General features: G+C 66.3%; 11 protein-coding genes and 1 pseudogene. 9 read left to right on the forward strand and 3 right to left on the reverse strand.

From position 1 onward, the window contains the following. The first annotated feature begins 156 nt into the window (after positions 1 to 156). On the forward strand, positions 157 to 1,767 hold the full coding sequence (locus FQV39_RS15895) for a phosphoenolpyruvate carboxykinase (protein ID WP_149131167.1): 1,611 nt from the start codon (positions 157 to 159) through the stop codon (positions 1,765 to 1,767). Positions 1,768 to 1,803: 36 nt separating this feature from the next. Next, a complete protein-coding gene (locus FQV39_RS15900; RefSeq protein ID WP_149131168.1) occupies positions 1,804 to 2,814 on the forward strand; it encodes an Lnb N-terminal periplasmic domain-containing protein in 1,011 nt (336 codons plus the stop codon). Positions 2,815 to 2,919: 105 nt separating this feature from the next. Here FQV39_RS15900 and FQV39_RS15905 read toward each other — a convergent pair whose 3' ends face one another. From FQV39_RS15905 to FQV39_RS15915, 3 genes are all read right to left on the reverse strand, one after another. Next, entirely contained in the window at positions 2,920 to 4,338 is a 1,419-nt protein-coding gene (locus FQV39_RS15905; protein ID WP_149131169.1) for a sodium:proton antiporter, read from the reverse strand. A gap of 15 nt (positions 4,339 to 4,353) precedes the next feature. Beyond that, a complete protein-coding gene (locus tag FQV39_RS15910) occupies positions 4,354 to 6,024 on the reverse strand; it encodes a TRAP transporter large permease (protein WP_149133877.1) in 1,671 nt (556 codons plus the stop codon). 158 nt (positions 6,025 to 6,182) lie between these two features. Next, positions 6,183 to 6,782, reverse strand: a complete 600-nt coding sequence (locus FQV39_RS15915) for a TRAP transporter small permease subunit (RefSeq protein ID WP_149131170.1) — start codon at positions 6,780 to 6,782, stop codon at positions 6,183 to 6,185. 287 nt (positions 6,783 to 7,069) lie between these two features. Here FQV39_RS15915 and FQV39_RS15920 point away from each other — a divergent pair, with 287 nt between their 5' ends. The 7 genes and pseudogenes from FQV39_RS15920 to efeO all read left to right on the forward strand — a co-directional run bounded on the left by FQV39_RS15920 (position 7,070) and on the right by efeO (position 15,414). After that, a complete protein-coding gene (locus tag FQV39_RS15920; protein ID WP_149131171.1) occupies positions 7,070 to 7,858 on the forward strand; it encodes a class II glutamine amidotransferase in 789 nt (262 codons plus the stop codon). 118 nt (positions 7,859 to 7,976) lie between these two features. Then, on the forward strand, positions 7,977 to 9,632 hold the full coding sequence (locus tag FQV39_RS15925; protein WP_149131172.1) for an acetolactate synthase large subunit: 1,656 nt from the start codon (positions 7,977 to 7,979) through the stop codon (positions 9,630 to 9,632). 181 nt (positions 9,633 to 9,813) lie between these two features. After that, positions 9,814 to 11,196 carry an aldehyde dehydrogenase family protein gene (locus tag FQV39_RS15930; protein WP_149131173.1) on the forward strand — a complete coding sequence of 461 codons (1,383 nt, stop codon included), beginning with the start codon at positions 9,814 to 9,816 and terminating at the stop codon, positions 11,194 to 11,196. Positions 11,197 to 11,436: 240 nt separating this feature from the next. After that, positions 11,437 to 12,222 (forward strand): annotated as a pseudogene (efeU, locus tag FQV39_RS33735) (iron uptake transporter permease EfeU); the annotation flags it as partial. Beyond that, positions 12,205 to 13,272: a cupredoxin domain-containing protein gene (locus FQV39_RS33740; protein ID WP_248313417.1), complete on the forward strand. Its 1,068-nt coding sequence runs from the start codon at positions 12,205 to 12,207 to the stop codon at positions 13,270 to 13,272. The pseudogene efeU and the gene FQV39_RS33740, both read left to right, overlap by 18 nt. Then, positions 13,269 to 14,588 carry an iron uptake transporter deferrochelatase/peroxidase subunit gene (gene efeB / locus FQV39_RS15940; RefSeq protein WP_149131174.1) on the forward strand — a complete coding sequence of 440 codons (1,320 nt, stop codon included), beginning with the start codon at positions 13,269 to 13,271 and terminating at the stop codon, positions 14,586 to 14,588. Before FQV39_RS33740 ends, efeB begins: the two co-directional genes overlap by 4 nt. 1 nt (position 14,589) lies before the next feature. Beyond that, positions 14,590 to 15,414 (forward strand): iron uptake system protein EfeO, encoded by an 825-nt coding sequence (gene efeO, locus FQV39_RS15945; RefSeq protein WP_149131175.1) that lies wholly within the window; start codon positions 14,590 to 14,592, stop codon positions 15,412 to 15,414. Positions 15,415 to 15,703: the final 289 nt, after the last annotated feature.

Genomic DNA, 15,703 nt, shown 5'->3' on the forward strand with positions numbered 1-15,703 from the left:
GGCATTTCCAATGGCTTGAGCCTGAGCGATCATGGCCCTAAAGACCGGGCGTGGCCTTAAGTGCCTTGCCTCGACGCCCGGACCTTTCGACCGGCCCGCGCGTATTTGTTTCGACAACAGGCCGCCCTGAGAGGGAACGGCCTCCGGAGGAATCCAGTGGATAATATCGGTCAGTTCAACGCCGCCCATGGTGCCGAGGCCTTCGGCTTCCGCAAGCTCAAGGCCGTGCGCTGGAACCTGGAAGCGCCGCAGCTTTATGAAGAGTCGCTGCGCCGCGGCGAATCGCAACTGGCGCGCGGTGGCGCGCTCTGCGCCGATACCGGCACCCACACCGGCCGCTCGCCCAAGGACAAGTTCACGGTGCGCGACGCGCTGACCGAGAACACCGTCTGGTGGGACAACAACCAGGCGATGTCGCCCGAGCATTTCGAGACGCTGCTCGGCGACTTCCTGGCCCACGCCGAAGGCAAGGAGCTCTTCGCGCAGGATCTCTATGGCGGCGCCGATCCGGTCCACCGCGTCCGGGCCCGCGTCTACACCGAGATGGCCTGGCACTCGCTGTTCATCCGCAACCTGCTGATCCGCCCGGCGCGCGACGAGATCGCCTCCTACGCGCCGGAGATGACGATCATCGACCTGCCGAGCTTCAAGGCCGATCCGAAGCGCCATGGCTGCCGCAGCGAGACCGTCGTCGCCATCGACTTCACCCGCAAGATCGTGCTGATCGGCGGCTCGGCCTATGCCGGCGAGATGAAGAAATCGGTCTTCACCTATCTGAACTACGTTCTGCCGACCAAGGGCGTCGTGCCGATGCACTGCTCGGCCAATGTCGGCGCGAAAGATGATTCCGCGATCTTCTTCGGCCTCTCCGGCACCGGCAAGACCACGCTTTCGGCCGATCCCGAGCGCACCCTGATCGGCGACGACGAGCATGGCTGGTCGAAGGAAGGCATCTTCAACTTCGAGGGCGGCTGCTACGCCAAGACGATCCGCCTCTCGGCCGAGGCCGAGCCGATGATCCACGCAGCCTCGCTGCGCTTCGGCACGGTGCTCGAGAACATCGTCATGGACCCGCTGACGCGCGAGGTCGATTTCGACGACCAGTCGAAGACCGAGAACACCCGCTCGGCCTATCCGCTCGACTTCATCCCCAACGCCTCGCGCACCGGCCGCGCCGGCATCCCGAAGAACATCGTGATGCTGACCGCCGACGCCTTCGGCGTGATGCCGCCGATCGCCAAGCTGACCCCGGCCGAGGCGATGTACCACTTCCTCTCCGGCTACACCGCCAAGGTCGCCGGCACGGAGCGCGGCCTGGTCGGCGTCTCGCCCGAATTCTCCACCTGCTTCGGTTCGCCCTTCCTGCCGCGCCACCCGTCGGAATACGCCAATCTGCTGCGCGATTTCATCGCCAAGCACCATGTCGACTGCTGGCTGGTGAACACCGGCTGGACCGGCGGCAAGTACGGCACCGGCCGGCGCATGCCGATCCGCGTCACCCGTCGCCTGCTCTCGGCGGCGCTCGACGGCTCGCTCAACCGCGCCGACTTCCGCCGTGATCCCTATTTCGGCTTCGCGGTGCCGAGCTCGGTGCCCGGCGTCGAGCCGCACATCCTCTATCCGGTGAAGACCTGGGCCGACAAAGCCGCCTTCGCCGAGACCGCGAAGGATCTGGTCGGCATGTTCGCCAAGAACTTCGCCAAGTTCGAGGCCCATGTCGACGACGCCGTGAAGGCAGCGGCCCCAACGAGCTCGCTTGCGGCCTGACGCCAAGCCATCCGGCCTGTGCTACGAGAGGCGGCCATGGGCCGCCTCTTTTCGATTGTGCTGAAGCTTCTCCTCACCCTCGTCATTCTCGGCACCGCGACCTGGGGCACGGGCTTCCTGCTGTTCCGCCTCGCGGGCGCGACCGCGATCGTCGGGGCGATCGGCTTTGGCCTCGCTGCATTGGCAGGCCTCATCGGCATCTGGACGAGCGATGCGCGCCTGCCGCTCGGCTTCGCCGCGGTCTTCGTCGGTCTGCTCTCCTGGTGGAGCAGCTTCCAGCCCTCGCATGATCGCGACTGGATTCCCGAGCTCGCGCGCCTGCCGACGATCGCACGCGAGGCCGACACGCTCACCGTCTCCAACCTGCGCCATTTCCGCTGGCGCACGGAGCAGGATTACGACCAGCGCTGGGAAACGCGCCGCTACAACCTCGCTGCGATCAGCGGCGCCGACATCTTCCTGACCTACTGGTCCGGCGAGGCGATCGCGCATCTCCTCGTCAGCTTCACCTTCTCGGATTCAGTGCCGCTGACCTTCTCGATCGAGGTCCGGCGCGAGCAGGGCGAGGAATGGTCGGCGCTGGCCGGCTTCTTCCGCAGCTACGAAATGGCCTATGTCGCCGCCGACGAGCGCGACATCGTCGGACTGCGCACCCATGCACGGCGCGAGGATGCGCGGCTCTTCCGCCTCAGCGCCTCCGCCAGCCAGGCCCGCGACCTGCTCCTCGCCTATGCCGCCGACATCAATGACCTCGCCGCCAGGCCGCGCTGGTACAACACGCTGACGACCAATTGCACGACCGTAGTCTACCACCTCGTCGGCAGCGTCGCGCCGGGCTGGAAGTTCCCGTTGCCGCTCGATCCGCGCGTGCTGCTCTCCGGTTACCTGCCGAGCTATCTGCAGCAGATCGGTGCAATCCGGCAGGACATCCCGCTCGCCGAACTGGTCCGGCTTGCCCGCATCGGCGACCACGCCCGCACGCTCTCGCTCGACGATCCGGACTTCTCGGCGAAGATCAGGGAAGGCGTTCCAACGGGGCGGCCGTAAGCGGTACGTCATCGTCGGGCTTCACCCGACCATCTCGGAAACCAGTGCCTTCTCGTCCTGAGATTCTCGGGTCTGCGCTTCGCTCCGCCCGAGAATGACGCCCTGCTACCTGAAGAACAGCAGCGTCAGCACCACGAAGAGCGGGATCAGGATCGCGCCGGACCAGAGCATGTAGCCAAAGAAGCTGGGCATCGCGACCTTCCGGTCCTTGGCGATGGCGTAGACCATGAAGTTCGGCGCATTGCCGATATAGCTGTTCGCCCCCATGAAGACGGCACCCGCCGAGATCGCCGCCAATGTCAGCGCGCCGTTCGTCATCAGTGCCTTGGGGTCGCCACCCGCCAGCTCGAAGAAGACGAGATAGGTCGGCGCGTTGTCGAGGAAGGAGGAGAGCGCGCCGGTCAGCCAGAAATAGGCGGTCGTGTTGGCGCTGCCATCAGCATTGGTGACCAGAGCGACCAGCGGTGCGAAGGCGCCATCCTTCCCCGCCTGCAGCATCGCCAGAACCGGGATGATGCAGATGAAGATGCCGGCGAAGAGCTTGGCGACCTCCTTGATCGGCCCCCAGGAGAATTCATTGCCGGCACGGACAGGACCTGGCGTGAGCTTGAGCGACAATCCGGCAAGGACGAGCAGAATGATGTCCCGCAGCAGGTTCTGCCCTTCAACGGCGACGCCGTGCACGGTGAAGGCGGTGCCCGGCTTCCAGTTCGCCGACATCAGGATCGCGCCGATCACGCCCGCCAGCAGCATGATATTGACCTTGCCCCAGAGCTTAATGGCGCGATCGGGCGTCGGGTCCTTGAGCTTCGGATAGTCCTTCTCCCGGCGGAAGAGGAAGCTGTCGATTGCGTAGAACAGCGCCAGCAGGACGATGACGGCGAAGCCAGTCTCCGGCAGCAGATGCCGCGTCGTCCAGAAGAAGTCGACGCCACGCAGAAAGCCGAGGAAGAGCGGCGGGTCGCCGAGCGGCGTCAGCGAGCCGCCGATGTTCGAGACCAGGAAGATGAAGAAGACGACGACATGGACGTTGAAGCGCCGGTCGTCATTCGCCCGCAGAACCGGACGGATCATGATGATCGAGGCCCCGGTTGTGCCGACGAAACTCGCGAGCACCGTGCCGATCGCCAGCAGGGTGGTGTTGGTCAGCGGCGTACCGCGCAGATTGCCGCTGATCAGGATGCCGCCGGCGATGGTGAAGAGTGCGAAGAGCAGGATGATGAACGGGGTGTAGTCGAGCAGTGCCGTGTGGAGCAGCGCGCCGAGCGCCGGCTCGAAACCCCGCAGCAGCACCAGCGGGATCAGCGTGAGAGCGGCCCAGAAGGCGGCAAATTTGCCATAGTGACGCTCCCAGAGATGCGGGAACACCACCGGGCCGAGCGCGATCGAGAGCAGCATGCCGGCGAAGGGCAAAGCCCAGCCGGCACCCATCGTCGCCCCGCCGATGTCGCCGGCGGCAAGCGCGGGTCCGGCCGCCAGGACAGCCGGCACCGCCGCGATCAATGCTCCCCCGCGCCGCATCATCTCAGCGAGCGGCCATCAGGGCTTCGGCGGCTCGATGACGGGCGGCGCGTTCAGGTCGAAGCCGCCCGGCAGGCCCGGACCGCCCAAGCCCGGGATCTGGATCGAGTCGAACTGCTTGTCGATCGCCTTCTGATCGAGCTGCACGGCGGAAGCCTTGTAGTGCATCACCATTTGCGGGAAGAGCACGACGAGAGCGACCATGATGCACTGGATCACCACGAAAGGCACGGCTCCCCAATAGATCTGCCCGGTGGTGACGGGCGCCATCATCTTGCCGGTGACGCGATCCTTGTAGGGGTTCTTTGGTGCGACCGAGCGCAGGAAGAACAGCGCGAAGCCGAAGGGCGGGTGCATGAACGAGGTCTGCATGTTCACGCCGAGGATGACGCCGAACCAGATCAGGTCGATCCCGAGCTTCTCCGCCGCCGGTCCGAGCAGCGGCACGATGATGAAGGCCAGCTCGAAGAAGTCGAGGAAGAAGGCGAGCAGGAAGACCAGCACGTTGACGACGATCAGGAAGCCCGTCGCGCCGCCCGGCAACCCGACGAGGAGATGCTCGACCCAGAGATGGCCGTTGACGCCGTAGAAGGTCAGCGAAAACACGCGCGCGCCGACCAGGATGAAGAGCACGAAGGCGGAGAGCTTGGCCGTCGACTCCGTCGCCTGACGGAGCAGGTCGAAGGTCATCCGCTTCTTGCCCAGGGCGAGCAGGATCGCCCCGGTCGCGCCCATCGCGCCGCCTTCCGTCGGGGTGGCCACGCCGATGAAGATCGTGCCGAGCACCAGGAAGATCAGCGCCAGCGGCGGCACCATCACGAAGATCACCTGCTCAGTCATGCGCGACAGCAGGTTGAGGCGAAGCAGCTTGTTCAGCAGCGCGATGACGAAGGAGATCGCCACCATCAGCGACATGGTGAGCACGACGAAATCGGAGCCGGCCTTCACCTGCGTGAACATCTTCATGTAGGCGTAGGCTAGGGCGAGCGAGAGAAGCGCCACGACCAGCAGCGAGAAGCGCCGCGTCTTGCCGTCAGCATCGCGCAGGGTCTGCGCCTCCGGCGGCAAGCCCGGTGCGCGCTGCGGGTAGACGATGGTGACGATGAAGACGTAGCCGGCATAGAGCCCCGCCAAGACGAGGCCGGGGATGAAGGCGCCCTCATACATATCGCCGACCGAGCGGCCGAGCTGGTCGGCGAGCACGATCAGGACGAGCGAGGGCGGAATGATCTGCGCCAGCGTGCCGGAGGCCGCGATGACGCCCGAGGCGAGGCGCCGGTCATAGCCGTAACGCAGCATGATCGGCAGCGAGATCAGGCCCATCGAGATCACCGAAGCCGCGACGACGCCAGTGGTCGCCGCGAGCAGCGCGCCGACGAAGACCACTGCATAGGCGAGGCCGCCGCGCACCGGGCCGAAGAGCTGACCGATGGTATCGAGCAGGTCCTCCGCCATGCCGGAGCGCTCCAGGATCAGCCCCATGAAGGTGAAGAACGGCACGGCCAGCAGCACGTCATTGTTCATCGTGCCGTAGATGCGTTCCGGCAGGGCCTGGAGGAAGTTCTCCTGGAATAGGCCGAGATCGATGCCGATCAGCGCGAAGAGCAGGCCGTTGGCGGCGAGCGCGAAGGCGACGGGGTAGCCGAGCAGCAGGAAGACCACGAGCGTCGCGAACATCACCGGCGCCATGTTGACGCGCAGGAAATCGCCGACGCCGCCGCCCGCCGCGAAGGCGTCGCCAGTGTGAAGGCCGAAGAAGGCGAGGAGGGTGAGCGCGAGCAGCAGGCCGGCGACGCGCGGAAGGCGATGAGCGTGCATGGGACGTTTCCGGACTTCTTGCGGGCCGCTCACGAAGCGAGACCCTGTTCCTTGGCTTGTTCTAGCAGGCGCTGGGCTTCCGCCTCGGCCGCGGCGGCATGGCCGGCGGCCGCCTCCTGATCCTCAAGGTCGCCGCGCATGATCGCGATCTGCTTGATGATCTCGGAGACGCCCTGGAAGCTCAGCATCAGGAAGCCGATCACAACGAGGCCCTTGGCCGGCCATTGCGGCAGGCCGCCGGCCGAGAGCGACTGCTCGTTGATGGCGTAGGAGCGCAGGAAGAACGGCCAGGCGTGGTAGACGATCAGCAGGCAGAACGGCATCAGGAAGAAGATGTGTCCGAGCAGCTCGATCCACTGGCGGACGCGCTTCGGCAGCATGCTGTTCACGATGTCGATGCGAATGTGCTCCTTCACCTGCATCGTCCATGACGCGCACATCAGGAAGACCGCGCCGAACAGCATCCATTGCAGTTCGAGCCAGGCGTTCGACGAGATGTTGAAGAGCTTGCGGACGATCGCGTTGACCGTCGCAACGATCACGGCCGCGAGGATCAGCCAGGCGACTTTCTTGCCGATGAAGCCGTTGACCGCGTCGATGACCCGGCTGATGGCGAGGAGGCCCTTCACATTCCGCTCCCGTCGAGAGGCGCCATGCGCCGGATATGTTTTCCGGGCATTGATTATGCGCCGTTTATGCGCTGGATCGGTATAGGAGGGATGCGCCTCACGCAAGACTATGTCGTTCTCATCCCTTAGACGAAAGATGGATGTGCGCGGCCGCCTCCTTTCGCGCCAGCAGATTGCGAGCTGCTTCCGCCCGGATGCAAACGCAGAGAATATTCGTTATGTCCACGTTCATCTTCGGGGAACAATATTCCCTGTCATCGTTCCCAACCGGCTGATTCGAGGCCGAGATGTGTCGTTTCCTCGCCTATTCAGGCGTCCCCGTCTTTCTCGAGGATTTCGTCGCCTCGCCCTGCCATTCGCTGATCCATCAGTCGCTTCATGCCGAAGAGGCCAAGACCGGCACGAACGGCGACGGCTTCGGCGTCGGCTGGTATGGCGAACGGGCAGAACCGGGGCAGTATCGCGAGGTGCGCCCGGCCTGGTCCGACGAGAACCTGCTCTCGATCGCCCGGCAGGTGCGCTCGCATCTGTTCTTCGCCCATGTCCGGGCGGCGACCGGCACCGCGACGACGCGAGCGAACTGCCACCCTTTCGTCCATGGCCGCTATCTCTTCATGCATAACGGCCAGATCGGCGGCTACAGCCAAATCCGCAGGCAGCTCGAGGCGCTGATCCCGGATTCGCTCTACGGCGCCCGCGCCGGCACCACCGATTCCGAAGCCCTCTTCCTGCTCGCCCTTGCCCATATCGCCGAAGGGATGCCGCCCGGCGAAGCGCTTGCCGCGGCTCTCTCCGACGCGCTCTCCCTGATGGAACAGACAGGCGTCCGCGAGCCGCTGCGCTGCGCCGCCGCGCTCGCCGATGGCGAGACCATCCACGCGATCCGCTGGTCCTCCGACACGAGACCGCCGAGCCTTTACCTCTGTCCGCGGCCCGACAGCGTCGTCGTCGCCTCCGAGCCCGTCGACGCCGCCCGCGAATGCTGGCAGGCCTTGCCCTGCAACACGCTGGCGACGGTGCAGGCCGGCAATGTGACACTCACGCCCTTTCTCGTCGGTTTGCGGCAGGCGGCCTGACCCTGCCCGGCAGGGCAGCCATGCGCGGCGCGCCCTGACATTGTTCCTGTTGCCTTCCTACGTCGGTGGCCTAGCTTTGCCGTTCAGGCGAGGCTGCTTCCGCGAAAGGCGACAGGCGATGAAGAAGGGTTCCGATCTTCTGGTCGAAGCGCTTGAGAACGAGGGCGTCGACCGCGTCTTCGGCGTTCCGGGCGAGGAAAATCTCGACGTCGTCGAGTCCCTGCGCAAATCCAAGATCGAGCTGGTTCTGACGCGGCACGAGCAGGCCGCCGCCTTCATGGCCGCGACCCATGGCCGGCTCACCGGCCGGCCAGGCGTCTGCATCGCCACGCTCGGCCCCGGCGCGCTCAATTTCTCGACCGGCGCGGCCTATGCCCATCTCGGCGCGATGCCGATGATCCTGATCACCGGGCAGAAGGCGATCATGACCGCCAAGCAGGCGCGCTTCCAGATCGTCGACGTCGTCGCCTCGATGCGCCCGCTCACCAAGATGACGCGCCAGATCGTCAGCCCCGGCAGCATCCCGTCCGTGGTGCGCGACGCCTTCCGCGTCGCGATGGAGGAGCGGCCGGGCCCGGTCCATCTGGAACTGCCGGAGGACGTCGCCGCCGAGGAGATCGAGGATATCCCGCTGATCCCGGTCCATCCGCTCGACCGGCCGGTCGCGCCCACCGCGCCGCTCGACCGCGCCGCCGAGATGATTCTCGCCTCCAAACGGCCGCTGGTGATGATCGGCGCCGCCGGCAACCGGCCGCGCCTCGTCGAGCCGCTTTCGGCCTTCGTGCGTCGCACCGGCCTGCCCTTCTTCAACACGCAGATGGGCAAGGGCGCCGTCACCGGCGGCTCAAACCTCTACATGGGCACCGCCGCGCTCTCCGAGGGCGACTATGTCCATGAGGCGGTGGCGCTCGCCGATCTCATCATCGCCGTCGGCCACGACACGGTGGAGAAGCCGCCCTTCCTGATGCGCAATGCCGGCGGGCCGAAGGTGATCCATATCGGCTACCAGTCGGCCAATGTCGAACAGGTCTATCACCCCGATGCCGAGGTGATCGGCGATATCGGCGCCACGGTGACGGGGCTCGCCGACCGGCTCGAAGGCAAGTTGCCCGAACAGACGCAGATGCTGGAGCTGCGCCAGAAGATCCTGAACAAGATCAACGCCCGCGCCGAGGAGGACCGCTTCCCGGTGACGCCGCAGCGTCTCGTCCATGATGTGCGCGCGGTGATGCCGGAAGACGGCATCGTCTGCCTCGATAACGGCATGTACAAGATCTGGTTCGCGCGGAACTACCGCACCCATGTCGCCAACACGCTGCTGCTCGACAATGCGCTGGCGACGATGGGCGCCGGCCTTCCCTCGGCGATGATGGCGGCGATGCTGCATCCCGAGCGGCGCGTCATGGCGGTCTGCGGCGATGGCGGCTTCATGATGAATTCGCAGGAGATGGAGACGGCGGTCCGCTTGGGCCTCAATCTCGTCGTGCTCGTGCTCAACGACGGCGCTTATGGCATGATCCGCTGGAAGCAGGCGGTCGACCAATTCCCCGACTACGGCATGACCTTCGGCAACCCCGATTTCGTCCGCTATGCGCAGGCCTATGGCGCCAAGGGCTCACGCGTGACCTCGGCCGATGCGCTGGTGCCGACCCTCGAAGCCGCCTTCAAGGGCGGCGGAGTGCATCTCGTCGATTGTCCGATCGACTATTCCGAGAATACCCGCGTCCTCGTCGAGGAGCTGCGCAACAAGGTGCCGGACGTCGATCTGGCCTGAAGAACCGGCTCCAACCGGCAGCCCTCATTCTGAGGAGCCGCGGTACGCGGCGTCTCGAAGGATGATCCAGACGGTTCCGGAGCTTCATGGAACATCCTTCGAGACGCCATTCCGTCGGAATGGCTCCTCAGGATGAGGGCTCGCAGGAAGAAGCCGACAAATCCCTTTCCGGAGAGAAATCATGCTCCAGGTTGTTCAAGCCTATGACCGTGCCCCGATCACCGAGATCGAGACCGACAACGAAGCTGCGCTCGAACGCAAGCTCAAGGCGGCTGAAGCCGTCTTCAAGGACCGCGACAACTGGCTGAAGCCGCATCAGCGCATCGCGATCCTGCGCAAGCTCGCAGGGCTCCTCGAAGCGAAGCGCGACCATTTCGCCATGCAGATCGCGCGCGAGGGTGGCAAGCCGCTGCCCGATGCGATCGTCGAGGCGAACCGGGCCGTCGACGGCGTCTATAATGCCGCCGACGAATTGCGGAACTTTGCCGGGCGCGAGATCCCGATGGGGCTGTCGGCCGCGGCCGCCGACCGCTGGGCCTTCACCACCAAGGAGCCGATCGGCATCGTCGCGGCGATCTCGGCCTTCAACCACCCGCTCAACCTGATCGTCCATCAGGTCGCGCCGGCGATCGCGGTGGGCTGCCCGGTCATCGTCAAGCCGGCCGGCACGACACCGCTCTCCTGCATCGACTTCGTCAAGCTGGTGCATGAGGCCGGATTGCCGGAAGCCTGGTGCCAGAGCTTCGTCCCGACCGAGACGGCGCTGGCGGAGAAGCTCGCCACCGATCCGCGCATCGCCTTCCTGAGCTTCATCGGCTCGGCCAAGGTCGGCTGGTATCTGCATTCCAGGCTCAGCCCTGGCGCCCGCTCGGCACTGGAGCATGGCGGCGTCGCACCGGCGATCGTCGACAAGACCGCCGATCTCGACGCGATCATCGAACCGATCGTGAAGGGCGGCTACTACCATGCCGGCCAGGTCTGCGTGTCGACGCAGCGCATCTATGTCCATGACGCCATCGTCGACGACTTCACCGAGCGGCTGGTCGCGCGGGTGAAGACGCTGCGCACCGGCGATCCCGTGCTGAAGGACACCGAAGTCGGCCCGCTGATCATCCCCAAGGAAGCCGACCGCGTCGCCTCCTGGATCGACGAGGCGGTGAAGGGCGGCGCCAGGCTCGCGACTGGCGGCAGGCGCCTGTCGGAGACGACGCTGGAGCCGGCCGTGCTGATCGACCCGGCGCCGGAAGCGCGCATCTCCAGCGAGGAGGTGTTCGGCCCGGTCGTCGCAATCTACCGCTACGGCAAGCTCGACGACGCCATCGCGCGGGCAAACTCCCTGCCCGTCGCCTTCCAGGCCAGCATCTTCGCGCAGGACATCGACGTTGCGCTGCGCGCCGCGAACCGGCTCGACGCCTCGGCGGTGATGGTCAACGACCCCACGACCTTCCGCACCGACTGGATGCCCTTCGCCGGCCGGCGCGTCTCGGGCTACGGCACCGGCGGCATCCCCTACACCATGCGCGACATGACGCAGGAAAAGATGATCCTGCTGAAGCGGCGCTGAAGACGCGGCGCGGCGGAGCGTGACGCTTCGCCGCGCCCGCTCACCGGAAGCATCCGCAGATCCCGACAAGAAAAAGCCAGGCAATTTCCGGGTTTTCTATAAGTATCCGGCGCAGATTTCTTAGTTTACGACGATTCTAAACTGATAGGATTTGGTTGACCCCTGCCTCGCAGCTGCCTAGGCACTGGCTGTCTGCACCGCGATTAGCTGATCGCGGCGCGCAACCGGGCCGGGTCTGCCGTGATCGTTCCGTTTCTCATCATGCTCCGCGAAGGCATCGAGGCCGCGCTGATCGTCGGCATCGTCGCGAGCTATCTGGTCCGGACCGGGCGACGCGAATGGCTGCCGGCGCTCTGGGTCGGCGTCGCCCTCGCCTGCGCGGTGAGCCTCGCAGCGGGCGCCGCGCTCGACATCGTCGCCGGCGAATTGCCCCAGCGCGGGCAGGAGCTGTTCGAAGCCATCATCGGCCTCATCGCCGCCGCGATGCTGACCTCGATGGTGTTCTGGATGCGCAAGGCGGCGCGCTCGATCAAGGGCGAGCTACAGGCCGGCGTCGACGCCGCGCTGGCCGGTGAGCATCAGGGGCTCGCGCTCGTCGGCCTCGCCTTCCTCGCCGTGGTGCGCGAAGGGCTGGAGTCGGTCTTCTTCCTGCTCGCCATCTTCCAGCAGAACAGCGGCTGGGCTCCGGCGCTTGGCGCGGGGCTGGGCATCCTGCTCGCCGCTGCGGCCGGCTACGCGATCTATGCGCTCGGCGTGAAGCTCAACTTGCGCATCTTCTTCCGCTGGACCGGCATCCTGATCCTGTTCGTCGCGGCCGGGCTCGTGGCGAACGCCGTGCGCTCCCTGCACGAAGCCGGGCTCTGGAACCACCTTCAGCAGACCGTCTACGACCTCGGCGCGGTGCTGCCGGCCGATGGCGCGCTCGGCGCGGTCCTTTCCGGCCTCTTCGGCTATCAGGAGCGGGCGGCGCTTGGCGAAGTCGTCGCCTATGTCGCCTTCCTCATCCCGATGCTCGTCCTGTTCCTTGCCGGGGGCCGGCAGGAACAGACGGCAATCGCCGTCCCCCGTCTAGAAGCCCGGCGTTCTCCGCGCCTGAGATTCGCCGGCGTCGGCACGCTGCTGCTGATCTGCGGCGGCATCGGCGCCTTCGTCTATGCGGCGGGCACCGGCAGCCGGCGCGCAGCCCAGGCGAGCGCGACCGACATCGCCATCGCGATCACCGACCGGAGCTGCGAGCCCGCGACACTGACGATTCCCGCCGGCAAGGCGAGCTTCGTCGTCACCAATCGCGGCGAGCGCGTGCTGGAATGGGAAATTATCGACGGCGTCATGGTGCTGGAGGAGCGTGAGAACATCGCGCCCGGCCAGTCGCGGCGGCTGACGACGCAGCTCCACCCCGGCGAATACGCGATCACCTGCGGGCTGCTCAGCGCCCCGCGCGGCCGGCTGATCGTGCAGGCGTCGGCGACGCAGCCGCGCCCGGCCCTGACGCTGATGGACATGATCGGCCCGGCCGCCGAATACCGCGCCCTGCTAAGCGAGCGCTCGGCCGCCCTCGGGGCCGCTATCGATGCCCTGGAACAGGCGCAGAGCGCAGCCGATAGGCAGGCTGCAGACAAGGCCCGCTTCGACGCTGCCGCGCTGCTGCCCGGCTTGCGCCCCGCAATCGCGGGCGATGTCGAACTCGAAGCGCAGTTCGCAAAGGTCGAGGCCGCGTTGGCCAGCCCCGCGGCCGCTGCATCCGCCGAGATCAAGCCAGCCGCCGAAGCTTTCCGCGCCGCGCTCGGCCAACGCACCATCCTGCCGGACATAATGCTGGCGGGCGCCGTCGCGCTTCTCTCCGCCCAGGACGGAGAGACGGTCTCATCCGAGGCTGTCGCGGCAGCAAGCCATATCGCGCAGCTGCTGCTGCCGCTGACGGCACGTGTCGACCCTGATCTGGCAGCACGGACCAAGGCCGTTCTCATGGCCCTGCCGAACGATGCCAAGCCGGGCGGCACGCTCCGGTCGCTGGCCGAGGATCTCTCGGCCATGCGCAAGGCGCTCGCGCTGCCCGAAGCGGAGCGCAAATCATGACCCGACCTGGCAAGACCTTCACACCCTCACGGCGTTCGCTCCTGACCGGCGGCGCAGCCGCTCTCGGCAGCGCCTCCCTGGCGCAGGCAGCGACCGAGCCAGCACAGAATCCGGCAGCGGCACCGGAAAGCGACGCGACGGCCCAGCGCCAGCCCTTCCACGGCATCCATCAATCCGGCATCGTCACGCCGCGCCCCGCAACCGGCCTCGTCGCCGCCTTCGACATCACCGCCACCTCGCTCGACGAGCTCGAACGGCTCTTCCGGCTGCTCAGCGAGCGTATCGCCTTCCTGATGCAGGGTGGGCCAGCGCCGACGGCCGATCCGGGCTTTCCGCCGCCGGACAGCGGCATCCTTGGCCCGGTCATCGCGCCCGACAACCTGACCGTCACCGTCGCGCTCGGCGCCTCGCTCTTCGACGAGCGCTTCGGGCTTAGCCCGCTGAAGCCGAAGCGCCTGCAGCGGATGAAGCGCTTCCGCAACGATGCGCTCGACGGCGCGCTCTGCCATGGCGACCTCTTGCTGCAATTCTGCGCCAACACCGCCGACACCAATATCCACGCGCTGCGCGACATCCTGAAGAACGCGCCGGACCTGCTCCTGCTACGCTGGAAGCAGGAGGGCACGGTCCCGGTCCTCAAGCCCAAAGCCGACGAGCCGGCGGAGAGCGCCCGCAACCTGCTCGGCTTCCGCGACGGCACCGCCAATCCCGACGCCGCCGACAAGGCGCTGATGGGCCACCTCGTCTGGGTCCAGACCGGTTCGGACGAGCCCGAATGGGCCGCCAATGGCAGCTATCAGGTGGTCCGGATCATCCGCAATTTCGTCGAGCGCTGGGACCGCACGCCGCTCGGCGAGCAGGAGGCGATCATGGGCCGCGAGAAGGCGAGCGGCGCGCCGATCGGCGGCAAACGCGAATATGACGAGCCTGCCTATGCCGACGATCCCGAAGGCCAGCGCACCAAGCTCGACGCCCATATCCGGCTCGCCAATCCGCGCCGGCCGGAGACCGAGGCCAGCCGCATGCTGCGCCGGCCCTTCAACTATTCCAACGGCGTCACCCGCGCCGGCCAGCTCGACATGGGGCTGCTCTTCATCTGCTTCCAGCAGGACCTCGAACGCAGCTTCATCGCGGTGCAGAAGCGGCTCGATGGCGAGCCGCTGGAGGAATACATCAAGCCGGTCGGCGGCGGCTATTTCTTCGCCCTGCCCGGCGTGCCCGATGCCGGCAGCTATCTCGGCGCCGGGCTGATCAGGGCGGCACGCGGCATCGTCCCGGCCTCGGCATCGACTTCCCCCCGCAAGACAGGAGACTGATATGAGCTTGCGCTTCGCATGGCTGGCCGGGGCCGGTCTGTTCACCATCGTCGCAGCAGGACCGGCCTTCGCCGCCTCGCCGCTCGACCTCGTGGCGCCGGTCTCCGAATACAAGCTCTATGTCTCGCAAGGCGTCGACCAGCTGGTGAAGGACACCAAGGCCTTCACCGATGCGGTCAAGGCCGGCGACCTCGCCAAGGCCAGGGCGCTCTATGCGCCGACCCGCGTCTCCTACGAGAAGATCGAGCCGGTCGCCGAGCTGTTCAGCGACCTCGACGGCAAGATCGACTCGCGCGCCGACGACCACGAAAAGAAGGAGGAAGACCCGGAATTCACCGGCTTCCACCGCATCGAATACGGGCTCTTCGCCAAGAACAGCACCGAGGGCCTTGGCCCCTTCGCCGACAAGCTGCTTTCGGATGTCACCGAGCTGCAGGGCCGCATCAAGGGCCTGACGATCCCGCCGGACAAGATGGTCGGCGGCGCTGCCGTGCTGATCGAGGAGGTCGCGGCCACCAAGATCTCCGGCGAGGAGGATCGCTACAGCCACACCGATCTCTGGGACTTCCAGGCCAATATCGACGGCGCCAAGAAGATCGTCGACCTGCTGCGGCCGCTGGTCGCCAAGGAGGACAAGACGCTCGCGGCCAAGATCGACGCGAATTTCGAGACCGTCGACAAGACGCTGGCGAAGTACAAGCTCAAGGATGGCGGCTTCGAGACCTACGACAAGCTGAGCGAGGCCGACCGCAAGGCGCTCGCCGCGATGATCACCACGCTGGCCGAGGATCTGTCCAAGCTGCGCGGCGTGCTCGGCCTCGGCTAGCCGCTTCGGTTCCGTGGAAAGAAAAAGCCGTCATTCCGGACAAGCCGCGAAGCGGCGCCGATCCGGAATCCATCGTAGGGCCCGACGCTCTATGATGGATTCCGGGTCAAGCCCGGAATGACGGCGCGGTTCCGTCAGAAGACAATATGTTTCCGATCTACGTAGACCGATCCGACGCCCTGACACAGAACGGTCACGCAAGCGCGGCACTCGACAGGCGAAAGCCGATGCGCCATGGACGGCGCATCGGCGACGAACGCCCCTTCGCAGACATGGACAGCCTGCCCTC

The sequence above is a fragment of the Bosea sp. F3-2 genome, assembly GCF_008253865.1.
Lineage (GTDB): Bacteria > Pseudomonadota > Alphaproteobacteria > Rhizobiales > Beijerinckiaceae > Allobosea.